At 46.7% G+C, this 23,714-nt stretch carries 20 protein-coding genes; 9 read left to right on the top strand and 11 right to left on the bottom strand.

The window, feature by feature from the left end:
• Positions 1 to 8: 8 nt before the first annotated feature.
• Together rho and J8N69_RS16860 are read right to left on the bottom strand one after the other, a co-directional pair.
• Positions 9 to 965 (bottom strand): transcription termination factor Rho, encoded by a 957-nt coding sequence (rho, locus tag J8N69_RS16855; protein ID WP_168822208.1) that lies wholly within the window; start codon positions 963 to 965, stop codon positions 9 to 11.
• 37 nt (positions 966 to 1,002) lie between these two features.
• Positions 1,003 to 2,514 carry an FAD-dependent oxidoreductase gene (locus J8N69_RS16860; protein ID WP_227803920.1) on the bottom strand — a complete coding sequence of 504 codons (1,512 nt, stop codon included), beginning with the start codon at positions 2,512 to 2,514 and terminating at the stop codon, positions 1,003 to 1,005.
• Positions 2,515 to 2,756: 242 nt separating this feature from the next.
• On the opposite strand from J8N69_RS16860, the gene J8N69_RS16865 reads away from it, so the two are divergent.
• The gene (locus tag J8N69_RS16865; protein ID WP_168822423.1) at positions 2,757 to 3,953 is read left to right on the top strand and encodes a DEAD/DEAH box helicase; all 1,197 of its coding nucleotides are present in this window, start codon (positions 2,757 to 2,759) and stop codon (positions 3,951 to 3,953) included.
• 198 nt (positions 3,954 to 4,151) lie between these two features.
• Here J8N69_RS16865 and J8N69_RS16870 read toward each other — a convergent pair whose 3' ends face one another.
• Positions 4,152 to 4,403: a DUF2442 domain-containing protein gene (locus J8N69_RS16870; protein WP_168822207.1), complete on the bottom strand. Its 252-nt coding sequence runs from the start codon at positions 4,401 to 4,403 to the stop codon at positions 4,152 to 4,154.
• Positions 4,404 to 4,406: 3 nt separating this feature from the next.
• On the bottom strand, positions 4,407 to 4,664 hold the full coding sequence (locus tag J8N69_RS16875; RefSeq protein WP_168822206.1) for a DUF4160 domain-containing protein: 258 nt from the start codon (positions 4,662 to 4,664) through the stop codon (positions 4,407 to 4,409).
• A 199-nt stretch (positions 4,665 to 4,863) separates the two neighbouring features.
• Here J8N69_RS16875 and xylA point away from each other — a divergent pair, with 199 nt between their 5' ends.
• Positions 4,864 to 6,183 (top strand): xylose isomerase, encoded by a 1,320-nt coding sequence (xylA, locus tag J8N69_RS16880; protein ID WP_168822205.1) that lies wholly within the window; start codon positions 4,864 to 4,866, stop codon positions 6,181 to 6,183.
• A 118-nt stretch (positions 6,184 to 6,301) separates the two neighbouring features.
• Here the strand turns inward: xylA and J8N69_RS16885 are convergent, their stop codons facing one another.
• The 6 genes from J8N69_RS16885 to xylF form a co-directional block, all read right to left on the bottom strand.
• Positions 6,302 to 6,742 (bottom strand): RbsD/FucU family protein, encoded by a 441-nt coding sequence (locus tag J8N69_RS16885; RefSeq protein WP_168822204.1) that lies wholly within the window; start codon positions 6,740 to 6,742, stop codon positions 6,302 to 6,304.
• 95 nt (positions 6,743 to 6,837) lie between these two features.
• Positions 6,838 to 8,022, bottom strand: a complete 1,185-nt coding sequence (locus J8N69_RS16890; RefSeq protein ID WP_168822203.1) for a XylR family transcriptional regulator — start codon at positions 8,020 to 8,022, stop codon at positions 6,838 to 6,840.
• Positions 8,023 to 8,205: 183 nt separating this feature from the next.
• Complete coding sequence (xylB, locus tag J8N69_RS16895) at positions 8,206 to 9,654, bottom strand: xylulokinase (RefSeq protein WP_168822202.1); 1,449 nt, start codon at positions 9,652 to 9,654, stop codon at positions 8,206 to 8,208.
• Between the two features lie 259 nt (positions 9,655 to 9,913).
• The gene (locus J8N69_RS16900; protein WP_168822201.1) at positions 9,914 to 11,044 is read right to left on the bottom strand and encodes a sugar ABC transporter permease; all 1,131 of its coding nucleotides are present in this window, start codon (positions 11,042 to 11,044) and stop codon (positions 9,914 to 9,916) included.
• Positions 11,037 to 12,566 (bottom strand): xylose ABC transporter ATP-binding protein, encoded by a 1,530-nt coding sequence (locus tag J8N69_RS16905; RefSeq protein WP_168822200.1) that lies wholly within the window; start codon positions 12,564 to 12,566, stop codon positions 11,037 to 11,039. The genes J8N69_RS16900 and J8N69_RS16905 overlap by 8 nt, the downstream gene beginning before the upstream one ends.
• Before the next feature lie 123 nt (positions 12,567 to 12,689).
• A complete protein-coding gene (xylF, locus tag J8N69_RS16910; RefSeq protein WP_168822199.1) occupies positions 12,690 to 13,691 on the bottom strand; it encodes a D-xylose ABC transporter substrate-binding protein in 1,002 nt (333 codons plus the stop codon).
• Between the two features lie 471 nt (positions 13,692 to 14,162).
• On the opposite strand from xylF, the gene J8N69_RS16915 reads away from it, so the two are divergent.
• The 7 genes from J8N69_RS16915 to J8N69_RS16945 all read left to right on the top strand — a co-directional run bounded on the left by J8N69_RS16915 (position 14,163) and on the right by J8N69_RS16945 (position 22,690).
• Positions 14,163 to 15,218 carry a sugar phosphate isomerase/epimerase family protein gene (locus tag J8N69_RS16915; RefSeq protein ID WP_168822198.1) on the top strand — a complete coding sequence of 352 codons (1,056 nt, stop codon included), beginning with the start codon at positions 14,163 to 14,165 and terminating at the stop codon, positions 15,216 to 15,218.
• An 11-nt stretch (positions 15,219 to 15,229) separates the two neighbouring features.
• Positions 15,230 to 16,426, top strand: coding sequence for a Gfo/Idh/MocA family protein (locus J8N69_RS16920; protein ID WP_168822197.1), 1,197 nt, complete (start codon positions 15,230 to 15,232; stop codon positions 16,424 to 16,426).
• Complete coding sequence (locus J8N69_RS16925; RefSeq protein ID WP_227803921.1) at positions 16,392 to 17,921, top strand: sugar ABC transporter ATP-binding protein; 1,530 nt, start codon at positions 16,392 to 16,394, stop codon at positions 17,919 to 17,921. Before J8N69_RS16920 ends, J8N69_RS16925 begins: the two co-directional genes overlap by 35 nt.
• 105 nt (positions 17,922 to 18,026) lie before the next feature.
• On the top strand, positions 18,027 to 19,001 hold the full coding sequence (locus J8N69_RS16930; RefSeq protein WP_168822196.1) for an ABC transporter permease: 975 nt from the start codon (positions 18,027 to 18,029) through the stop codon (positions 18,999 to 19,001).
• Positions 19,002 to 19,105: 104 nt separating this feature from the next.
• Entirely contained in the window at positions 19,106 to 20,074 is a 969-nt protein-coding gene (locus J8N69_RS16935; protein WP_168822195.1) for a substrate-binding domain-containing protein, read from the top strand.
• A 191-nt stretch (positions 20,075 to 20,265) separates the two neighbouring features.
• Complete coding sequence (locus J8N69_RS16940; protein ID WP_168822194.1) at positions 20,266 to 21,294, top strand: LacI family DNA-binding transcriptional regulator; 1,029 nt, start codon at positions 20,266 to 20,268, stop codon at positions 21,292 to 21,294.
• 109 nt (positions 21,295 to 21,403) lie between these two features.
• Complete coding sequence (locus J8N69_RS16945) at positions 21,404 to 22,690, top strand: hypothetical protein (protein WP_168822193.1); 1,287 nt, start codon at positions 21,404 to 21,406, stop codon at positions 22,688 to 22,690.
• 78 nt (positions 22,691 to 22,768) lie between these two features.
• Here J8N69_RS16945 and J8N69_RS16950 read toward each other — a convergent pair whose 3' ends face one another.
• Positions 22,769 to 23,656: a helix-turn-helix domain-containing protein gene (locus J8N69_RS16950; protein ID WP_168822192.1), complete on the bottom strand. Its 888-nt coding sequence runs from the start codon at positions 23,654 to 23,656 to the stop codon at positions 22,769 to 22,771.
• Between the last annotated feature and the right edge of the window lie 58 nt (positions 23,657 to 23,714).

Raw genomic sequence — 23,714 nt, forward strand, 5'->3', positions numbered from 1 at the left:
TAATCAGCCTAACTAGGAACGAAATGCTTCAACAACTCGGCATTGGTTGGGTATGTTTCCAACAATTCCACCAGCTTACTCGCCCCATCTATCGGTTGAAGATGAGTTAGAGACCGTCGCAGGGCTCGCACCTTTTCGAGGTCTTTGCTATCAATCAGCAACTCCTCACGGCGCGTACTGCTTTTCGCAATATCAATAGCGGGAAAAATCCGATGGCTCGCCACCTCCCGTGACAATACAATTTCCATATTGCCCGTGCCTTTAAACTCTTCGAAAATAACCTGATCCATACGACTGCCGGTATCAACCAAAATCGTCGCAAGAATCGTCAATGACCCACCGTTCTCAATCTTTCTTGCCGCGCCAAACAACTTACGGGGAATTTCCAGCGCCCGAGTATCAAGCCCACCCGACATGGTGCGACCACTGCTTTTGCGGTCCGCGTTGTGAACTCGTGAAAGCCGAGTCAGCGAGTCAATCACAATCATCACATCATGCCCTTCCCCCGCTTGTGCCCGAGCTTTATCAAGCAACTCATCCGCCACACGAACGTGTTGAGCATAACTTTCATCAGAAGACGAGGCATGCACCTCAGCCGCCACACCACGTTTAAAATCCGTCACTTCTTCGGGTCGCTCGTCAATCAGCAAGGCATACAGCTTGATGTCTGGATACGCATCACCCACCGCCTGACAAATGTGCTTCAACAGCGTCGTTTTGCCGGAGCCTGGCGGCGCCACAATCAAACCTCGTTGCCCCATACCAATGGGCGTAATCAAATCCATCGCTCGCATAGACAACTGCGCAGAACGAGTCGCCAAACGAATACAAGGTGAAGGGTGAATAGCGACGCCATTGAGAAAGCGCTTTTGTGGATCACTCTCAAACACATCCTCGGCCACCTCTTCAGCAGGGTTCATGTCAGAAGATCGCTTTCCTTTCAAACTCAATATTTTTCTCGTCATAGTATCGATTTACAGCCTTAGTAATTAAATGATTTCTCTACTCAACGTCATCGGACGAATTGTTTTTGTTTAGGTTCCGCCCTCTTGGCTCGTCGCCCACATAAAGCACAATATCAGAATGCAAAAACTCGGCGGCGGCGGCGGAATCTTTCACCTTCACCGCACTGCGTTCTAACATTTCCGCTTCAAAAGCGTTTAATACAGCCTGTCTCACCCCGACTTCCCGCCATTCAGAAGCAGAACGGCACCCTATCGCAATATTGCGAGCCAAGGCCAACGCATCCAACAAGGCTTGATTCGCCCCCTGACCTTTAAACGGACTCATCGGATGAGCCGCATCGCCGATCAGGGTCACCTTTTCAGCTTGCGCCAACCAGTCAGGCTCAAGCAATGCACGGTCGTACACGGGATAGCCCGACACCAACGACAACGGCGTAGCCGCTAAAATCTGCGGAATGGGGGAATGCCATTGAGTTCTTCGACAAGCTTCGTCTTTAAGGGCTTGCGCGCCCTGCTCGTTCAACGCCTTAGCGTCGCTTTCTGACATGGGGAAGCTCAACTGCCACATCACCGAATCGGCCGCATAAGGCATAACATAAATACGCTCATTGCCATTAGCCGTCTGAAATACCGTCGCCGAATCCAACAAATCGCTTTCAATACCCTCAAGATCCGCCAACGCACAAATCCCCAGAATCACGATGCAACCTAGGTAACACAATGGCGTCGTTTCTTCTGTGATCAACAAGCGACGTACCACACTGCGAATACCATCGGCGCCCACCACAAGGTCCGCTTTGGCGTGCTTTATCTCACCATTCACCTGAAAACGTAAATCGACGCCTGCTTCAGCGTCGTTAAAATCAACCAGCTGATGCCCCCATTGCAGCGCATTTTCACCGCCTAACTGATCAAGCAAAGCCAAACGCAACGACTGACGCGCAATATGAACATTGGTTCGCTTCGGCGCCGTTTTCGTACCAGAGTGCACCCACTTTCTCATTCCCCATTCACCGACAACCTTGCCCTCCGGGGTATGAACCAAATGTCGGGTCGAAATCACGCCTTCTTTTAAAGAGAAAACCCCCAAGCCTTCAATCGCCTTACTCGCCTGCTGCAAGGTCAATCCATAGCCCTGAGACCGAACATCAAAGCCACTGTCTCGCTCATAAAGCGTAAAAGGAATACCACGATGCAAACACGCCACCGCCAACGCCACACCACCAATGCCGCCACCAATAATAGCGACATGAGGGTAATTTTCGGTATCCGCGACAGGAAACTGATCCGCAGGCAACAACCCCGAACCAGAGCATTTCAAACACAGTTCAAGGTGCCCTTTAGGACGAATAGGCGCGGGTCCTTCTCCTTGCATTTGCTCAAATTCATTTAATTCCTTCAAGTAAAGCAAGCGTACTTTTTTACGCAACCTTCGACTGCGTTTCCCGCGCCCCTGACAATAGGAACACGCAACCCAACAACCCTCTTTAGCGTCCAATTTATTCACATCTTCTCTATTAGAACCAAGGTCTTTTACCGTATTAGCCACCAGCAAAGACCTTAAATTGATTTTGACTGACGCAAATAATAGCCGATACCCACCGAGCTTCCACCCCCTTTTTTACATTCAGCTCAAATTACACCAGCATTTACCTCGCCATCGGCTTCATCAGGGGCAATCACATGAATAAGCAAAGCGAATGGCAAGATTCCAACAACGACCAGCGACTTTTACGCTATACTACCGCCTCTTTTCTTTCGATACCTTACGACACTCTGTCAGAGCCTCTTATGCCATTTGCAAAACTAGGATTATCCCGTCCTCTTGTTCAAGCCATTACCGAACTGGGTTACAAAACCCCAACGCCCATCCAGAAACAAGCAATCCCGGTCATTCTTTCGGGTAAAGACTTAATTGCCACGGCGCAAACCGGAACAGGTAAAACCGCGGCTTTTGTACTGCCACTGCTAGAACGATTCAGTAAAGCTGGCACTTTACGCGGCAAACGCATACGCGTGCTGATTCTTGTACCGACTCGTGAGTTAGCCGTACAGGTCGAAGCCAGTGTTGCCCAATATTCCAAACATCTGAACCTAAGTTCGATGGCGATATATGGCGGTGTAGACACAGAAGCTCAAAAAGAGCGCTTAATTGAAGGCATTGATATTCTGGTTGCCACACCGGGCAGATTACTCGATTTAGCGCATCAGCGTGCCCTGCATTTTGATGAACTCAAAGTCATGGTACTAGACGAAGCCGACAGAATGGTCGACATGGGGTTTGTCGGCGATATCAATAAAATCATCGAGCGTCTACCAGAAAACCGTCAGAACTTATTGTTCTCGGCCACCATGACCGACGACGTCCGCGCCCTTGCCTATGATTTTTCAGACAGCAAAATGACCGACCTAGCGGCTGAAATCTCTATTTCTCCCAATGTTCGTGCGGCTGCCAATATCAAGCAATGGTTAATCACCGTTGATAAAGACACGAAATCTGCCCTATTGAGCCATTTGATTAATGAACAAAAATGGGATCAGGCGCTTATCTTCATCGAGAAAAAACACGGCGCCGCCAAGCTTGTCGACCAACTTGCAAAGCGCGGCATCAAAGCAGACTCCATTCACGGAGATAGAAGCCAAGCCATGCGTGAAAAGATTTTGGCACAATTTAAATCCGGCGAGTTAAAATACCTAGTCGCAACCGGCGTCGCCGCCCGTGGTCTGGACATTGGCGAATTGAGTCGCGTCGTCAATTACGACTTACCCTTTAAGCCAGAAGAATACATCCACCGCATTGGCCGAACTGGCCGCGCGGGCGCATCGGGTGAGGCTATTTCGTTCGTTGCCATGGGGGATTTTAAAAACCTATGCGCCATCGAAAGCCGCTTAAAACACATCATCGATCGCAAAGAGATAGCAGGCTTTCCAGTGAGAAAAACCGTACCAATTTCAATATTGAACTACGTGCGCAAAAGCAATCGTTAAAAATACGCGCCTAACTCGCATCATTGGATAACCCCTTTCAAGGCGGGCAATCAACGAACCAGTTGTGTGAAGGGATAACACCCAGCTCACCGAAAAGGTTTTAGATACTGGCTTTTTTGCCTCTTTTTACAAAAAAGTGATAGCAAAAAAACTGTCAGGTACTGCCGTTTGTTAGGGGTATTTATTCGGAATTCGTATTTAGCACAACTGACTCTGCTTGCTCTGCAATGCCTTTAAAAACTCAGGTGCTAAATCCGCGCCGTTCGGCCAAACAACCGTCTCTAGTTCTGGATCGACAGAGACATTCTGGAACTCAGCTAAATCTTTAAGTGGTTCAAACATCGAGCCCTTCAGTTCATTGGTTAAATCCACTTCTCCCGCTGTTCCATCGTCAAAAACAACCCACAGTTTATAACCTGATAAATATTTTGCGGACTTAATATGCAACATCGTTTACTCCAATGGGGCAATGTTATTTAAAGGTTCACCCGCTTTCGCACGAGACCAATTATCTTCTAATTCTGATCGGTGTATTTCAATCCATTCTTGAACAAAAACAGATACACGTTTTGGCAAATTTCCTTCAAAAATGCTTCCATCAAATGCGAATAACACTTCATATCTTGAATACTTCGCATGGAAGTGTGGTGGATTATGATCATTAAAATACATAGCGATCAAGATACCGTAAAAACGACTAATAACTGGCATTCCTTTGCCCTCCATAATGATTGTTACCTAATCTTATTACACCCCTCCCAAGCAGGGCAAAGCTATTGACCCAGAAGCCATCAAAAAATCTCCCCCAACAAATTCAATAACGCGCTCAGAAAATTTCGTAATTGAAGCAATCGCTCAAAAAAACAATGATTCATAGGGATAAAAAATAACAACCGTCAGGAGTTCTAAGATGAACGAATTTTTCAAAACCGTGCCTTTGGTCAAATACGAAGGGGCGAATTCAAGCAACCCTTTTGCTTTCAAACATTACGATGCAAACAAAATGCTAATGGGTAAAACCATGGCAGAGCATTTACGCGTAGCGGTGTGTTATTGGCACTCGTTCTGCTGGCAAGGCAGTGACGTATTCGGTGCAAATACGTTTGAACGCCCTTGGTACAAGCCTTCCAACGAAATGGAAGCCGCCAAGCTGAAAGCCGACGCTGCTTTTGAGTTTTTCACGAAACTGGGCGTTCCCTATTACAGTTTTCACGATGTGGATGTCAGCCCAGAAGGTCGCTCGCTCAAGGAATACATTAATAACTTTGCGCAAATGGTCGACGTTTTGCAAGCCAAGCAAGAAGCCACGGGCATCAAGTTATTGTGGGGAACGGCCAACGCGTTTTCCAACCCAAGATACATGTCTGGCGCCGCGTCCAATCCTAACCCTGAAATTTTCGCTTACGCAGCCACTCAGGTGTTTCATGCGATGAATGCGACCAAAGCATTAGGCGGCCAAAACTATGTTCTATGGGGTGGCCGTGAAGGCTATGAAACCTTATTGAATACCGATCTAAAACGCGAACGCGCCCAGCTGGGTCGTTTCATGCAAATGGTGGTCGAGCACAAATACAAAATCGGTTTTAAAGGCACATTATTGATCGAGCCAAAGCCTGCAGAACCGACTAAACATCAATACGATTACGATACCGCGACTGTGTATGGCTTCTTAAAAGAGTTTGGTCTTGAGAAAGAGATCAAGGTCAACATCGAAGCCAACCACGCGACCTTGGCGGGTCACAGCTTCCACCATGAAATCGCCACAGCGTGTTCATTGGGTATTCTTGGTTCTGTCGACGCCAACCAAGGCGACGCGCAACTCGGCTGGGACACAGACCAATTCCCCACCAGTGTCGAAGAATACACACTTGTCACTTATGAGATTCTAAAATCAGGTGGTTTCACAACTGGCGGCTACATGTTTGATACCAAGCTACGTCGTCAATCCATGGATCTGGAAGATTTATTCCACGGTCATATTGGCGCGATGGACACCTTGGCGTTGTCATTAGAGCGCGCGGTGAAAATGATCGAAGATGAAAAACTCGCAAACCTTGTTGATCAACGCTATGCAAAATGGAACGACACCTTAGGTGCGGACATTTTGGCGGGCAAGCATACACTGCAAGACCTTGCGGAATACGCCGAGAAGAACAGCATAGACCCTAAACCCGTTTCTGGTCGCCAAGAGATGCTGGAAAACATGGTGAATGGTTATATTTTCAAGTAAGTTTTCAAGTAAGCCTTTAAATAAGTTTATTTGAAAAAGTTAAGTGACTTAAAACAAAAAATACAGGCTAGCGAAAGCTAACCTGTATTTTTTTTATTACTGAATTCTACAAGCGTTATTAAGAAAAGATCACGCCTTTTTTCAATAAAAAGCAGCCGTACCCTCTTGCTTCACCGGTCACAACCACCGCGAACGCTTGTTTCGCCGCTTCATAAAAAGCAAAGCGTTCTAACGAACCCATTTCCGCATGGTCACTGTCAACAGCACTCAATGTCGCCGCAAACTCCTGCTGCACTTCTGGCATCACAGCTTCGCCTTCGCCAACCACTTGCATGCGCGTGACAGGGTGATCGACAAAAGTATCCAACGGCAATACCGATAAAATCGCCGCCGCCGCTTGAATCACATTCACGCCATCTAAACGAATCACCGGTTTTCCAGCCGCAACAGACGCCGCAGGAAAGTTACGATCAACCAGAACAATGTCATCACCGTGGCCCATAGTGCGCAGCACCTTGAGTAATTCACCATTTAGCAAAGGATCTATATTTTTAAGCATGTTTTATTCCTAGCGACTAGCACAATAATATTCAAACACAGCACAACGCTCAGTAAAGTAAAATTTTTCTAGCCATTTCAAAAATAGCTTTACTGCTAGTTATTTTCTTTCCCCAGCCGCGACGACACTCGGTATTCCCCCGGCGTCATGCCTAGGTTTTTGCGGGATACCGTGTACATGTATTGCACGGAAGGATAGCCACAGGTTCGGGCGATTTCATCAAACGGTAAGTCGGTCGAGGTGATCAATTCACAAGCGCGATAAAACTTGGTCATGTGCAGTTGTTCGTGCATTGAGCAGCCAATTTCGTCGATAAAGCGGGTTTCTAGGTTGGTTCTTGAAATACCAATGTAATCGACCACTTGCGCAACTTTCACGCCACGACAAGCATTATGACGAATAAAATGCATGGCTTGGATTACATAAGGGTCGTGTAAGGCACGATAATCAGACGATTGTCGTTCGGTAATGCCAATGGGGTCGACCACCACTAGCGAGTTTTCAACGGGATAGCCAAGCAAGGTGCGATGCAACATTTTTGCCGCTTCATAGCCCATTTGCTTGCTGCCCTGTTCTACAGAAGACAAGGCGGTGCGATTTAAGTATCTCGCCATGCTTTCGTTATCGATGCCCACAATGGCCACTTGCTCTGGCACCAAGATATTCAAATGATCGCAAACTTGTAATAAATGCCGCGCACGGGAATCGGTAACAGCAATAATGCCAATGGGTTTGGGCAGATTATTTAGCCAGGTTTCTAACGCATACTGAGCGGTTTCCCAGATTTCTGCCGAGGTACAAAAACCTTGATGCACATGAGGTTCAAAGCCATCTGAACGAACTTGCTCGACAAACGCATGCTCGCGTTCACTGGCCCAACGGCTGTAATCGGTACTCGGCACGCTGTAAAAAGCAAACTGCGGCAGACCTTTGCGCTTCAAATGCTGATAGGCACAACGCACCAACGCGGCGTTGTCTGTCGCCACATAAGGCAAACGTGGGTAATCGCTTTTATGATGATAAGAACCACCAACCGCCACGGTGGGAATGTCAGTGTTTTTTAGAATGTCTTCCACTTCGGGGTTATCAAAATCGGCAATGATGCCGTCCCCTTTCCAGTGTTTTAACGCATCAAGGCGAGAACGAAAATCGTCTTCGAAATACACGTCCCAGTCACACTGTGCGGCTTGTAAATATTCACCAATGCCTTCAATGACTTGTCGGTCGTAAACCTTATTAGCATTGAATACTAGGTTGAGTCGATAGCGTTTTTCAAACATACAAAAGCGTCTCTGATTTTTATTATTGCTGGCCAGATCATACCCTTGGAAGGCGCATTAGTTCTAGAGAATGATAAAAATCAGAATCGGAATAACAGAAAACGTAAATGAATCCCCCCGCCCCAAGAGGCGAGGTCATTCATTACGATTTTAGTTATTTACCGGGAAAGTTACCCTAAAAGATTAAAGTCCTTTTAACCTTTGGTATAACGCCTGAAAGCGCTCACGTTTTTCAGCGTATTGAGCCGCATTAGTCTGATTTGGTAAATACTGCTTAATTAACGCAGGTTTGCTACAAATAGTCTTTAGCGCGGCTTGACCTTGATCACCTATGGCTGCCAATCGGGCCGCACCCAAGGCTGGCCCCACGTCGCCCCCTGCTCGGTAATCCATCGGTACATTAAAGACATCTGCCAACACCTGTAACCAATACGCACTTTTCGCGCCACCGCCAATCACATCAATACTGTCACTGATATTTTGCGCGGAACGCACAGCGTCTAGGCCATCCAACAAGGCAAAAGTCACCCCTTCAAGCACTGCTTGAACCAGATCCGCCGCCGTAGTCTCATGAGTCATGCCCCAAAAAACACCTTTTGCATTAGGGTCATTATGTGGTGTTCTCTCTCCGCTTAGGTAAGGCAAAAAGATAAGACTACTATCATGACCCATGCGATTTTCCGCCGCCAATAACGCCGCTTCCACGCTGCTAAACTGTGCTAATTTCGTTACCCAATCAATACAACTCGCGGCACTCAACATCACTGACATGGTGTGCCAAGTATTGGGGATCGCATGACCAAAACTGTGCAACGCCGCGGCGGGATTGGCAGTAAAGCCATCGCTTACCGCAAAAATCACCCCAGACGTGCCAAGTGACAACATGCTTTGTTCAGGAGAAATAATCCCCATGCCCACCGCACCCGCCGCGTTATCACCTCCCCCTGCGACAACAGGAACAATCGGCATAGACCAGCGTTTTGCTACAGCGCCGTCAATCACACCAGTGACTTCTGACCCTTCGAATACGCGGGGCATTTGCGCAACCGTTAGCCCTGTGGCACTCAACATGGTGTCACTCCAAGCACGCTGCTCCATGTTTAACCAAAGCGTACCAGAAGCATCAGACACATCCGTGGCAAACTCGCCTGTCATGCGAAAGCGTAGATAATCTTTCGGCAACAGCACCTTGTCTATTTGACCAAAGATCTCTGGCTCGTGCTGTTTCACCCAAAGCAACTTAGGCGCGGTAAACCCCGGCATGACCAAATTGCCGGTAATTGCCTGCACTTCTGGGCAGCGTCTTTGCAATAACAAACATTCTTCGTGGGAACGACCGTCATTCCACAAAATGGCCGGCCTTAGCACCGCGCCTTTTTTATCTAATAAGGTGGCGCCGTGCATTTGCCCCGATAATCCAATGGCTTTTACCGCTTGCAAACTGTGTTCTGCGGCGAGCTGCAACATAGCCAAATCCGTGGCTTGCCACCAATCTTCAGGGTTTTGCTCAGACCAAAGGTCAAACGGTCGAGACACCGACAGTGGCGACGAACAACTGGCTATTACTTGACCATCTCCTGCCATTAAAATCACTTTGACACCAGAGGTGCCGAGGTCGATTCCTATATACATAAAAATATCCTTCATCTTGTTAATCGTCATCCTCGCGAATGAGGGTGTCACTAAACAACTTCTGTCGATCTTGTAAGTCGTGCTTTAGCGCGTCAAGGATTTTGGTTTGGTGTTATCGGCCTTTTGACGGCCTAAAGGCCGACCTACAAAAACCAATATAAATCAACCAATTGTAGGGTGAATAGCGTCACACGCCTGATCACGGTCGTACCTTCCTCATCAGGCCTACAAAACCTATCCAACCTTCGTTCGCTACCTTTTACTGCGCCTTTTTGGTTTTCACATCCAGCCAAACCGCGAGCAATAAAATCATGCCTTTAACAATCAATTGCCAAAAGGTCGGCACATCCAACATGCTCATGCCATTGTCTAAACTCGCCATAATCAAAGCCCCCATGATGGCGCCAAATACCGCTCCCACACCACCGGCCAAGCTCGCGCCGCCAATCACACAGGCGGCAATGGCATCTAACTCCGCCATGTTGCCCGCCGCAGGAGTACCGGCACCGAGTCGAGACGTAAGAATCAACGCGGCCACCGCGACCATCATGCCATTGAAGCCAAACACCAACATTTTGGTACGTTCAACGTTCACCCCAGACATACGAGTGGCTTCAATGTTGCCACCGATCGCATAAATACGGCGACCAAAAGCCGTGCGCTTCGCCACATAACTTGCCACCAGAATCAAGCCGCCCAAAATTAAGATAGGGGTTGGAATACCCCGATAACTTTCCAAAACAAACAACAAACCCAACAAGACAGACACCACAACCAAAGCCTTGGCGTATTCAAACTTTGCCGCTTGGTTTTCGACTCCATGTTGCTTTCTGGCTTTGCGTCGAGCGTAAACTTTTGCCACCAAACCAAGGCACAGCAAGCCCACCACACTCATCCCCCAACCAGAAGGAATGTAGCTTTGCCCAATAACCGCCAGCGAACTAGACGTAGGCGCCACCGTTGCGCCGTCTGTTAAACCCACCAATATGCCACGAAACGCCAACATACCGGCCAAGGTGACAATGAAAGATGGCACCCGTTGATACGCTACCCACCAACCATTAAATAAGCCGAGCGCCAAGCCCGCGATGACCGTCACTAATACGGTCAATAAAATCGGAAAGTTAAACCAAACATCCAAAATCGCCGCAACCCCGCCCAACAAGCCCATCATCGAGCCTACGGAGAGATCAATCTCAGCGCTGATAATGACAAACACCATGCCGATAGCGAGGACACCCACAATGGCCGTTTGGCGAATCAAGTTCGAGATATTCCGTGGTGAAATAAACGCGCCATCCGTCGCAATGGAAAAGAAGACGATAATCAGCAGTATCGCCGCCAACATCGCAAACAGTTTTAATTGACTGGTTTTTAGGGTTTTAAACATTTTCTACACCTTCTTTTATCGCGCAATTCATAATCATTTCTTGGGTCAAACCTTGATGGTCAAACTGCCCTTTCAGACGCCCTTCGTGCATCACCAAGACTCGGTCACTGATGCCAATCACTTCGGATAATTCAGACGACACCATGATGATGGACATGCCTTGTTTCACGAGGGCAAACATCAGCTTATATATTTCATATTTCGCGCCCACGTCGATGCCACGAGTTGGCTCGTCTAAGATCAAAATTTTGGGATGGGTTAACAGGCATTTGGCAATAATGGCTTTTTGCTGGTTGCCACCACTCAAGTTCTTAATCGACAAATCCGCAGACGCTGTTTTGACTTTTAACTGCGCAATATAGTCGTCTATGTCATTGCTTTCTTTGTCTTCATTAACCGCACCAAACCAAGAAGAATACTGGTCTAATACCGACAAAGTGATGTTCCGACCGACGCTCATAATCGGCACAATACCATGACGTTTTCGATCTTCTGGCACCATGGCAATACCCGCTTCTAGCGCGGCACGCTGAGAACGAATAGAGACAATTTGGCCTTCTAACTCGACCTCTGCCTCATATTGACCCTCATAAGAGCCATAAAGACATTGCATCAGTTCCGTGCGACCAGAGCCAATCAAACCCGCAATACCCAGAATTTCGCCATGACGCAATTCAAAACTTACGTCTTCGACTTGTGAACGAGTCGCCCCTGATTGTTTGGCGATGGCATGTTTGACGCGTAAAATCACATCACCAATATCGTGCTCTTCTCGTGGGAACAGCTCATCCAGATCTCGCCCAACCATCATGCTAATAATGTCATTTTGCGTCAGTTGCGCCGCAGACTTGGTATCGATATGATCGCCATCTCGAATCACCGTGACCCAATCAGACAGGGCCAATACTTCGTCCAATTTGTGGGAAATATAAACGCAGGCGATGCCTTGTTGTTTCAATTCGCTGACGATCTTCAACAAGATGTCGATTTCAGTATTGGTTAACGATGACGTTGGCTCGTCCAGAATTAACAGCTTGACGTTTTTATTCAGCGCCTTGGCGATTTCGACCAATTGCTGCTGCCCAACACCCAGCTCACGCACGGGCGTACCGGGTAATACATCCAACTTTACACGAGCCAATAACTCAGTAGTACGACGATACATTTCCTCGTCATTAAGTCGCGCAAAAGACCCCAGCTCATTGCCAAGAAAAATATTTTCCTGCACCGACAACTCTTTCACCAGCGCCAATTCCTGATGGATAATCACAATGCCCAGTGTTTCGGTATCACGAATCGACGACGCCTTGACCAAATTGCCCTCAAAGAAGATTTCCCCTTCGTAAGAACCATAAGGCCAAACACCGCTCAGCACCTTCATTAAAGTGGATTTACCAGAACCATTTTCACCGCAGATGGACAAGGCTTCACCGCGATCAAGCTGAATGCTCACACCATTCAATGCACGAACACCCGAAAAGCTTTTCACTATTCCACGCATGTCCAATAATGGTTGCCTCATGTTTACACCTCATTTTCATCTCTAATAAGAAGAGACCTTTTTCAGATCGCCTTCTTGTATCGCTTACTTGCCTATGGGCAGAAAAACAAATGGCGCTCGATTGAGCGCCATAGATCAAGAATATTAAGGGTTGTAAACATCGCTACGAGAGTGGAAACCATCGGCAATAACGGTTGAATCTAGGTTGGTTTTGGTGACAGCAATCGGCGCCAGCAATACCGCATCAACGTCTTTCTTATCGTTATTCACTTTTCCGTTGGCGTTTATTTTTTCACCACGGGCTAGCTTCACCGCCATTTCAGCACTGGTTTTCGCCAGCTTAGAAATAGGCTTATACACCGTCATGGTTTGTGTGCCAGCAACAATACGACGCACAGCGGCTAAATCCGCGTCTTGGCCGGATATTACCACTTTGCCACTCAAACCTTGTGCGGCAAGCGCTTGGATCGCACCGCCAGCGGTTGAATCGTTAGACGCTACCACCGCATCGATTTTATTAGCATTGGCCGTCAAGCCATTTTCCATGATGTTCAACGCGGCTTCAGCAGACCAACCCATGGCCCATTGATCGCCCACTATGTTGATTTTTTTCGCATCAATAACCGGTTGCAGTACATTCATTTGGCCTTGACGGAACATCTTCGCGTTGTTATCCGTTGGCGAACCGCCCATCAAAAAATAATTGCCCGTCGGTTTTAAACCAAGCAAAGCTTCGGCCTGCATTTCACCCACGCGAATATTGTCGAAAGACACGTACAAATCGATATCAGCAAACTTAATCAAACGGTCATAAGCCAACACTTTAATGCCTTCGGCTTTGGCTTCAGCCAAGACATTGCCTAGCACTTCGCCGTTTTCTGGCACGATAACCAACACATCGACACCACGGGAAATCATGTTTTCAATTTGAGAGATCTGAGTGGTGACATCACCGTTTGCGGACTGGGTATACACTTCAGCTCCCATCGCTTCGGCCGCTTGTGTGAATAAATCACGGTCTTTCTGCCAGCGCTCTAAACGCAAGTCAGACATCAACAAACCGATTTTTTCACCTGCCGCCAATGCAGGAAGAGATGTTGCTGCACAGAGAGTGGCCAGCAGGCTCATAGAAACAATTTTTTTCATCTTTTCATTCCTTCGTTATTTTTATTGAGTGAACGGTCTCCAAAAGGAGTAAGACGAATGTAAATTGATCGATAGATAAGGGGTATTATCTTTTTTTGTTTGTGTGTGGCGTTTTTTCTAAAAAATCCACCTCGATAAAAGCCGTCCCAATAGCCCCAAAGCCGCCAATATCGCCAACATCCATCCGTATTCGATAGGCTCTATTTCACTAGCGTCCACTAAGAATATTGGCATTATGAAGACCAAATATGTAATGCATTTCATTGTATTTTGGCACTATGATGAATAAAAATTTATGCTAAATATCGTTTTGATAGGTTTACTTGGTGAATAATATCACTATACTCAGGCTAAATTTGACGTAAAGACTTTGCAAATAATCCTGTAAAAGTCTTTTTTTATGAAATAAAATGTAATCGATTACAAACAAAAAACACCACTCAAATAAAAATAAATATGGGGGTTATTATTATGCAAGCTTTACAAGGTCCAGCACTGTTTCTTGCTCAATTCGCAGGTGATGATGCGCCTTTTAATACCTTTGAAAACATTATTGAATGGGCCGCAAGCATTGGTTTTAAAGGCGTTCAAATTCCGACATGGGATAAACGCTTATTTGACCTAGATCGAGCGGCAAGTGATCTAGAATATTGCCGATATCTTCAAGATACGCTTGCGAAACACGGCATGGTTGTAACTGAGTTATCGACTCACTTGCAAGGTCAATTGGTCGCCGTTCACCCCGCTTACGACGATATGTTTGATGGCTTTGCGCCAGATCACGTCAAAGGCAACCCTGAGGCTCGCCAACAATGGGCAGTCGACCAACTACTAAAATCTGCACAAGCGTCGAAAAATTTAGGACTCACCAATCACGCCACTTTTTCAGGTGCCCTACTCTGGCCTTACCTTTACCCTTGGCCACAACGTCCAGCCGGTTTGGTCGAAGCCGGCTTTGAAGAATTAGCCAATCGCTGGATGCCAATACTCGATGAGTTTGACCGCTGCGGCGTCAATGTTTGCTATGAAATTCACCCCGGTGAAGATCTACATGATGGCGTCACCTTCGACTTATTTTTAGCGACTACCAACCACCACCCTCGGGCTAACATTTTGTTTGACCCTTCGCATTTCGTTTTACAACAACTCGACTATTTACAGTTCATCGATATCTATCATGACCGCATCAAGATGTTTCATGTAAAAGACGCCGAATTTAATTCCACTGGCCGACAAGGTGTTTATGGTGGTTATCAGAATTGGATTGATCGTGCTGGCCGCTTTCGCTCTTTGGGTGATGGGCAAGTGGATTTCAAAGGCATTTTTTCAAAGCTTACCCAATATGATTTTGCTGGTTGGGCGGTGATTGAATGGGAATGCTGCATGAAACACCCAGAAGCTGGCGCCGAAGAAGGCGTTAAATTTGTTAATGACCACTTAATACGAGTCACCGAACGCGCCTTTGATGACTTCGCCAGTAGCGGCATTGATCACAAAACCAATCGTCGAATTCTTGGCTTGAAGTAGAGGGAACAAACATGACACATAAACGCATTCGTATCGGCATGGTCGGCGGCGGTGATGGGGCTTTTATCGGTGCCGTACATCGCATTGCCACTCGTATTGACGATGGCTTTGAATTGGTTGCTGGGGCGTTATCTTCTGATCCCGACAGAGCGCTGGCTTCTTCTCGCCGCCTTGGGATCCAAGAAGCACGCTCATACACGTCGTTCTATGCTATGGCTGAACAAGAAAAACGCCGCGAAGACGGTATTCAAGCGGTGATCATTGTGACACCAAACCACATGCATTACCCCGTAGCAAAAGCCTTTTTGGAACACGGCATCCACGTCATTTGCGATAAACCCGTCACGAAAGACTTAAAAGAAGCGCTGGAGCTGAAAGCCTTAGTCGAAAAGTCCGGGGCTTTTTTCGCACTCACGCACAATTACACAGGCTATCCGCTCGTTAGGCACGCCAAACATTTAGTCGATAACAACACGTTAGGAAAGCTGCGCGTGATTCAAGTGGAATACGCTCAAGATTGGTTAACCGAGCGGGCAGAAAGCACTGAGAATAAACAGGCTCAATGGCGTACTGATCCAGAGAAATCCGGCATGGCGGGTTGCTTAGGAGACATTGGCACTCACGCTTTTAATTTGGCCTGTTTTATTTCTGGTCAAAAAGTTCAGCAGGTTTCCGCCGATTTAACCGCGTTTGTCAGTGGTCGTCGTTTGGATGACAACGTGCACACTATGCTGCGTTTTGATGGTGGGGCAAAAGGCATGCTCTGGTCGAGTCAAGTAGCGCCTGGCAATGAAAATGGGCTTAAAATTCGACTTTATGGTGAAAAAGCAGGCATCGAATGGTGTCAAGAATCGCCTAATGAGTTGTGGCTTTCAATATTTGGTCAACCTACCCAAAAAATTACTCGCGCTGGACACGGCGCAGGCGAAGAAGCCAATCGTCTTTCGCGGGTGCCCGCAGGTCATCCCGAAGGGTATTTAGAGGGCTTCGCCAATCTTTATGTCGACATTGCAGCCGCGATTCACGCCATTGAATCTGGCGCCAGTGTCGACTCGGTACAAGGTTTTATTCCCAGCATTGACGACGGTGTTGAAGGCATGAGGTTCATTACCGCAGTGCTAGCATCATCAACAAATAATAGCGCATGGCAGCCCCTTGACGACATGGAGTCAAATGGCCAATCAGCACGAGGCAAAGCCAATGATTGAACCCATTATGCAAATACGCAGCATCGTAAAAGAATTCTCTGGTGTGCGCGTGTTACACAAAATCACTTTGGATATTTTTGCTGGCGAAGTACTGGGGGTATTAGGAGAAAATGGCGCAGGCAAGTCGACGCTTCTCAAAATCATCAGCGGCATTTACACCAAGACCTCAGGCAGCATTAAAATTGATGGCAATGAAGTATTGATCCGATCGACTGCCGATGCAAAACGTTTGGGCATCGTGATGATTCCACAAGAATTTAACCTGATCAGCAGCCTAAATGTCTTTGAAAACATCTTTCTTGGCAATGAAATGAAAAAAGGCTATTTGCTCAATAAATCCGCCATGCGAGACAGAGCGAACACGCTATTAAAAGAACTAGAAACCGATTTAAGTCCAGATGCGTTGATTGAGCATCTCAGTGTCGCGCAGAAACAAATGGTCGAAATTGCCAAAGCGCTGGTCAATGAATCACGTATTCTCATCATGGACGAGCCTACAACCGTCTTGACCGATCATGAAGTGGACATCTTCTTTTCGTTAGTAGAAAAGCTCAAACAGCGTGGTGTGACCATTATTTTTATTTCACACAAACTCAAAGAAGTGAAACTGCTTTGCGATCGTTTGGCCATTCTACGCGACGGCCACTTGGTGAGTGTAGACGATGTGACCGAGATCAACGAAGAAGATATGGCGCGCAAAATGGTGGGACGTGAACTAAACCAAATCTACCCTCAACGTAGCCAACATAGCGATGACGTCGTGCTTAAAGTGAGTAATTTATCCATCAAAGGAGTGCTCAAAAACATCAACTTCGATTTGAAAAAAGGCGAAGTGCTAGGGTTTGCAGGACTGATTGGTGCCGGTCGAACGGAAACCGCTGAAGCCGTGATGGGATTACGTAAAAAAGACTCAGGCGAGGTCGAAATAAACGGTCGCAAAGTTGTCATTCGCTCGATTGCTGATGCGGTGTCTAACAACCTTGCTTACTTGTCTGAAGATAGACAGGGCAAGGGATTGATCATGAACTTTGATATTCCCAAAAACATCACGCTTATTTCATTGGCCTCTTATGTCAGAGGGCTTCTAGTTCAGCATACAAAAGAAAAAAACGTCGCCAGAGAGTATGTCAAACGCTTTGATATAAAAGCCGCCTCCCTGAACTCAAACTTAGCCAATCTAAGTGGTGGAAATCAGCAAAAAGTATACTTATCAAAATGGATGGATACCCAACCTAGCATTCTCATTCTGGATGAACCCACTCGTGGCATTGACGTTAATACCAAAAAAGAAATCTACCATTTCATTCACTCTCTGACAGAGCAAGGTGTCTCCATCATTGTCATCTCTTCTGAGCTCGAAGAAGTCATGGGCTTGTCTCATCGCGTTATGGTAATGCGATCAGGACAGATTATGGGTGAGCTCACCGGAGATGACATTACCGAAAAAGAAATTATGTATTACGCCGCGGGCTTAAAAACCATGGCTCAGGCATAAATCGACGAATCATTAGCTTGTTAACACAATCACTTAAACAGTATCTGCGCTTTTTTTTAGACAAGCTCAAATACTCAAAAAAATAAGAATACACGAGGATTTATTATGGCCATGTCCCAATTATCGCCAATGATTACCCGCCTAAAACGGCTTGATATAGCAACTTACGCTCCCTTTATTGCTTTACTGCTGTTGGTATTATTTTCTTCCATTGCGAGTGAACATTTTTTAGTGCCTCGTAATATTACCAACGTGTTAAGACAAGTTTCCTATACCGGCATCATTGCACTAGGTATGACCTTTGTGATTATCGCTGGCGGCATTGATTTGTCGGTTGGCTCTATGGTCGCCCTAGTAGGCGTATTGTCCATCATGATCATTAATGGCGCTGGCGACGGTTGGTGGGCTGTGGCCATGGCGGTGTCATCCGCCATTGCATTAGGCGGTGTATTTGGCGCGATAAACGGGCTGGTGATTACACGCGGCAAGGTCGCTTCTTTTATCGCGACACTTGCCACCATGTCAATATTTCGCTCCATGACACTCTATATCAGTGATGCGGGTGAAATGGTGTCTGACAATCAGCATTTTTCCGATATTGGCGGCGGCTATTTATGGGCCATTCCCTATCCTGTTTGGGTCTTTCTGCTGCTGGCTGTCGCCTACCATATAGTGCTTAAACACAGCGCTTTTGGACGCCATGTTTGTGCCGTTGGTTCCAATGCCAAAGTAGCGTCTTATTCCGCTATCAAAGTTCGCTGGGTGTATTTTCTTACCTTCCTCATTGCGGGTTTGTCTGTTGGCATCTCGGCGGTCTTGCTGGCATCACGATTAAACTCTGTCAGTCCAGGTGACGCGGGACTGTTTTATGAACTAGACGCCATTGCCGCTGTGGTGATTGGTGGCACCGCCCTATCCGGCGGCAAAGGCACTATTTGGGGCACTGTCATCGGCGCCATTATTCTAGGCATTATTAACAACATGATGAACCTGATGGGCATTTCACCTTACCTACAAGGCATGGTGAAAGGGCTGGTTATTTTAACCGCGGTCTTAGTCCAGTTTAAAGGGGATCGCTAACGACTTCGTTTTTCTTATTATGCAGACCATAAAAAGAAAGACAAAAATCCGAGCAACACGCGTGTTTTGCTCGCTATTAAACCCATGTAAAACGGAGAATATCCATGAAATATAAAAATAATATCATGAGAGTCATTGCAATATTTGCCACGCTGTTTGCTTTTGTTAGTTCAAGCTACGCGGCAACGTTCAAAGTCGGTGTGAGTGTGCCATCGGCTGATCATGGCTGGACAGCTGGCCTTCTTTGGTGGGCAAATAAAGCGGTTTCGGACTTTGAAGAACAAGAAAAAGACATCGAGTTTTTTGTGGTGGCGTCTAGCTCAGGTTCAAAGCAAGTAGGCGACGTAGAGGATCTGATGATAAAGGGTATTGATGCTTTAGTGATTTTGCCACATAACCCAGCAACACTTCAAAAAGTCATCGAAGAGGCCTATGCCGATGGTATTTATACCGTTGTGGTAGACCGTGAACTGGCACATCCAGCACAAAACGTCTTTATTGCTGGAGACAATGACGGACTTGGCCGTGTTGGCGCGCAATGGTTAGCCAAAGAAATGTCAGGAAAAGGCGATATTGTTGTCATTGAAGGCCTGCAGATTCCTATCAATAAACAACGCGTTGATGCGTTTAATGATGTCATGAGCAATTACCCAAATATCAAAATTCTTGATTCTCAACCAGGTGATTGGTCTACTCAAAAAGCCCTAGCGGTGATGGAAAACTTCTTACAAAAGCACCCTAAAATAGACGCTGTATGGTGCCAAGACGACGACATGCTAAAAGGTGTTTTAAAAGCAATCGAAGAATCTGGACGCACTGATATTAAAACCGTTTTAGGTGGCGCCGGCTCTAAAGACATTATCGAATTGATTCAATCCGGTAACAAAATGGTTCGTGCTACCGTTACCTATAGCCCGTCAATGATTGCATCAGGCATCGCGCTTGCTGTTCACGGAGTGAAACAAGGGAATATCGGTTACTTATATCATCAGCCTTCTCGTGTAATTTTAGGGGCGGATTTGATCACCGCTGAAAACGCCGCAGACCACTATTTTGAAGACGCGGCGTTCTAATGAGTATTGTCATTTAAAGTCACTAGGTCTTTCCTAGTGACTTTACCTTTTCTAGCACCCACTTCTGTTGGAGTAGTCGCTGCGCACAGAGAAGGGTTTTGATATAATAACGTGCTTAATAAACTCACCATAAAAGGCCACCTATTTGAACGCCGTAACGCTTTCTTTTTTACTGCTATTGAACAACCTATATGGCCACAGTTAAAGACGTAGCAAGGCTTGCTGGCGTTTCCACCGCCACGGTTTCTAGGGCATTAGCCAATCCAGAAGTGGTGTCGCCGGTTACCCGCCGCAAAGTCGAAAAAGCCGCCGCTGAGGTGGGTTATTCCCCTAATGGCCTTGCTCGCAGCCTGCGTAAAAGTGAATCGAAGACCATAGTCGTTGTGCTTCCCAACATAGACAGCACCTTCTTTTCTGATGTGGTTCACGGTATCGAAGCGCTTGCCCACAAGCATGGCTATAAACTCTTAATTGGTGATGCTGGCAACGAATCTTCAAGGCTAGGCAGTTATTTTGAGCTGTTCGAAAGCAAACAAGTGGACGGCGTATTATCGCTTTCTTCTGACGTGCCTGAGTCAATGATTATTAACAGCGCCGGTGAGATTAAACTACCGATCGTCATAGCGGGAGAGTATTTTTCCGATATTCCCGTGCCAACGGTTCACATCGACAATCACTACAGCGCTAAAAAAGGCGTTGAATATTTAATTATGATGGGACATTACAAAATAGCCTGTATTACAGGTAAAAGAAGTAACCCCATCTACAATGCTCGCGTGAACGGCCATACGGAAACAATGAAAAAATGGAAAATCCCGGTGACAGAAGATCGCATTCTAGAATGCGACCTTTCATACATTGCAGGCTACAACCTTGGTAAACAACTATTATCGCTAGACAACAAACCGTCCGCTATTGTTTGTCACAGTGACGAGGCGGCAATTGGCGTACTGAAAATCGCCCGAGAAATGAACATTCCAGTCCCGAGTGAATTATCCGTCATTGGTTTTGACAATCTTGCTCTCAGCGAGTATTGCGTCCCCGAATTAACCACCATCCATCAACCACGCCAGCTTATTGGCGAGACGTCGATGAAATTATTGCTCGAGATATTAGCAGGTAAAAAACCCAACCCAGAAATGACCTTACCCACACAGCTCATCGTACGGGAAAGCGCCTGCCCGCCGCCGGTTGATCAACGCTTACAAGTCGACTTATAAAAGACCTTCTCTTTAAAGGTGCTTGCTGATTTCCGGTGAATGCCTCACTATTTATAAGCCGCGTTTAGCAAAGAATGAATGCCCCATCACGTAAGGACGCCAAACCACGATGACGCCACTCAAAAAACACACTGGACTTAAAAAATACACGGGGTGGCTGGTGCTGGGCACCTTGCTTTTTTATTTACTGTCGGTCACTCAACTCATTTCTGTGTTACTCCCAACCATACTGGCTTGGCTTGCCAATATCGCCATGTGGCATACCTTAGCACCCAGCGCGAAGCGACAAGTCACTTGGCTAATGGCGATAGGCGTCGCGGCATTATTGTTTGCTGGATCAAAAGGTACCTGGATGACTTGGCAGCAGGTTTGTGCGGTTAACTTGCCCATGCTGGCGATGTTTGTCGCGGTTTCTTTCTTAGATCTAACCAGCTCGACCGACGAAAAACGCCCGCTACCAAAAGGTTTAAGCGCGATATTCAATACCGCTATCGGCGTGCAGGTGTTAGGCGCGGTGATTAATCTTTCGGTGATTATGGTGTTTGCGGATCGCATGAAGGGCGCCATTAAATTAACGCCTGTGCAGCAGTTTATTCTAACTCGTAACTTTTCGGCCGCCGCTTGGTGGTCGCCCTTCTTTGTCGCCACCGGCGTGGCACTGATTTACGCACCAGGCATGCAATGGCAAAAAACACTGCTTCCCGGTTTGGCAATGGGCTTGGTCGCCATCATTTTTTCGAGCATTGAAGCCTACCGCCGCACCAAAGGCGACTTTCGTGGTTACCCCATTCGCCGAGAAAGCTTATTCATCCCCATGTTCTTGGCGTTGTCCGTGATACTTTTCCACTACATTTGGCCGGACATCAGTATATTGGTGTTGATTTGTATTCTGGCCCCCAGCGCCACCCTTTTGCTGATGCGCACGCCGTCAAGAAAAAGCAGTTTGGCGCATTTCGTCAATCACAAGCTGCCTCAAATCGGCAGTCAATTTGCGCTGTTTTTAGCCGCTGGCATTTTCTCGAATGGCATTAGCGCGATTATCTTGAGCTACCCAGAATTTTTTAATTTGGAGCATTTCACTTTTAGCCCGTGGCTGTTTTCTTTCACCCTTGCGGTGATGATTGCCGCGGGTGTTATCGGGATACACCCTGTGGTCAGCGTCGCTATCGCCAGCCCCATGTTACTGCCATTAAACCCAGACCCAACCCAACTAGGCTTTTTATTTTTGAGTGCTTGGGCCATTTCGGCAGGCAGCAGTGGCTTAACGGGATTGGGCTTGCTGATGACCAGCCGCTATCAAATCCCCACCAAAACCATTGTCTCCAACAGTCTTTTTTACGCTGTTTTTATGTGGTTGCTTTGCTCTGTGGTTAACGGCGTGTTTCTGTCGAGCTGACGGTTTTTGTGCTGTACTGACAAAGGAGCCGGCGTTTTAACAGAGCCTGCGTTTTCTCTTTGTCTTTAAGGCCAGTTTTTAAGGCCAGTCTGAAAAATCTTGCCTACCAGACTGGGGTTTCTGAAGGTCTTTTTCCACGTAATGCCGCTTAAATTGACGAGGCGATAGCCCTGTTTCTTTTTTAAAAAAATGACTAAATTGACTGGCGTCGTTATACCCCAAACTGTTCGCAATGGCTTGTATGGAATCCGACGACTTTTGCAGCCTTGACGTTGCTTCAATCAACACTCGATTATTAATAAGCTGCAACGGGGATTTGCTCAGATTACGTTGGCAAATAGCATGCAAGCGATCATAAGTCATGATGAGCGCTTGGCAATAATACGCCACCGTTCTTCTCTGCTTGTATTCAACTTCTACCAATTGTCGAAATTGCTGCAACACCAACTCATCAGGTGAATGCATTGACCGAATAGAGTCAATATGGCTGAGCCGATAAATCCCGATCAGTAACATGCGGATAATAGAACAAATTACGCTTCTCGAACGTTTTTTCGTTTCTGAAATTTCGGTATTTAACAGCCTTAAAAGCGGTAAAAATTCGTCATCTATGTCTTTTCTCGCACTGTGCGCAATAGTGAATTGACGCATCAGTCGATCCAACTTTGTACTGTCTACATCGGAGCCGGTCACCAGAGACACCAAATCGTCATGATAACCTAACAGCCAAACCTGACTACCGGGTGGAACCAGTACTTTGGCTTGTTTTTTGTGTGGAATACAAAAAATAGACGATTCCTGCACCTGGTGACTCTCCTCCATCAATACGGACACCTCACCACGCTGCACTATGCCCAATAAATTAAACGCGGCAAAGTTATCGTTTCCCGTACTAAATATGCGCGGCTGCAACCCCGGCTGAACCGACTCGAACCGCACCATTGAGCCAATAATATTGGTCAACATGAGCTTACTCCTGCCATTACCTTGCTAAATTAAACGCACAATGAACCAGAAATAAACA

This window comes from Marinomonas profundi (genome assembly GCF_020694005.1).
GTDB classification, from domain to species: Bacteria; Pseudomonadota; Gammaproteobacteria; order Pseudomonadales; family Marinomonadaceae; genus Marinomonas; species Marinomonas profundi.

Excerpts from the sequence above, each read along its gene's own strand:
- J8N69_RS16875 (WP_168822206.1), bottom strand. The coding sequence starts at position 4,664 with ATGCCAGTTATTAGTCGTTTTTACGGTATCTTGATCGCTATGTATTTT.
- J8N69_RS16915 (WP_168822198.1), top strand. The coding sequence starts at position 14,163 with ATGCAAGCTTTACAAGGTCCAGCACTGTTTCTTGCTCAATTCGCAGGT.
- J8N69_RS16945 (WP_168822193.1), top strand. The coding sequence starts at position 21,404 with ATGACGCCACTCAAAAAACACACTGGACTTAAAAAATACACGGGGTGG.
- rho (WP_168822208.1), bottom strand. The coding sequence starts at position 965 with ATGACGAGAAAAATATTGAGTTTGAAAGGAAAGCGATCTTCTGACATG.
- J8N69_RS16930 (WP_168822196.1), top strand. The coding sequence starts at position 18,027 with ATGGCCATGTCCCAATTATCGCCAATGATTACCCGCCTAAAACGGCTT.
- J8N69_RS16885 (WP_168822204.1), bottom strand. The coding sequence starts at position 6,742 with ATGCTTAAAAATATAGATCCTTTGCTAAATGGTGAATTACTCAAGGTG.
- xylA (WP_168822205.1), top strand. The coding sequence starts at position 4,864 with ATGAACGAATTTTTCAAAACCGTGCCTTTGGTCAAATACGAAGGGGCG.
- xylF (WP_168822199.1), bottom strand. The coding sequence starts at position 13,691 with ATGAAAAAAATTGTTTCTATGAGCCTGCTGGCCACTCTCTGTGCAGCA.
- J8N69_RS16935 (WP_168822195.1), top strand. The coding sequence starts at position 19,106 with ATGAAATATAAAAATAATATCATGAGAGTCATTGCAATATTTGCCACG.
- J8N69_RS16940 (WP_168822194.1), top strand. The coding sequence starts at position 20,266 with ATGGCCACAGTTAAAGACGTAGCAAGGCTTGCTGGCGTTTCCACCGCC.
- J8N69_RS16870 (WP_168822207.1), bottom strand. The coding sequence starts at position 4,403 with ATGTTGCATATTAAGTCCGCAAAATATTTATCAGGTTATAAACTGTGG.
- J8N69_RS16890 (WP_168822203.1), bottom strand. The coding sequence starts at position 8,022 with ATGTTTGAAAAACGCTATCGACTCAACCTAGTATTCAATGCTAATAAG.
- J8N69_RS16905 (WP_168822200.1), bottom strand. The coding sequence starts at position 12,566 with ATGAGGCAACCATTATTGGACATGCGTGGAATAGTGAAAAGCTTTTCG.
- xylB (WP_168822202.1), bottom strand. The coding sequence starts at position 9,654 with ATGTATATAGGAATCGACCTCGGCACCTCTGGTGTCAAAGTGATTTTA.
- J8N69_RS16865 (WP_168822423.1), top strand. The coding sequence starts at position 2,757 with ATGCCATTTGCAAAACTAGGATTATCCCGTCCTCTTGTTCAAGCCATT.
- J8N69_RS16925 (WP_227803921.1), top strand. The coding sequence starts at position 16,392 with ATGGCCAATCAGCACGAGGCAAAGCCAATGATTGAACCCATTATGCAA.
- J8N69_RS16920 (WP_168822197.1), top strand. The coding sequence starts at position 15,230 with ATGACACATAAACGCATTCGTATCGGCATGGTCGGCGGCGGTGATGGG.
- J8N69_RS16950 (WP_168822192.1), bottom strand. The coding sequence starts at position 23,656 with ATGTTGACCAATATTATTGGCTCAATGGTGCGGTTCGAGTCGGTTCAG.
- J8N69_RS16900 (WP_168822201.1), bottom strand. The coding sequence starts at position 11,044 with ATGTTTAAAACCCTAAAAACCAGTCAATTAAAACTGTTTGCGATGTTG.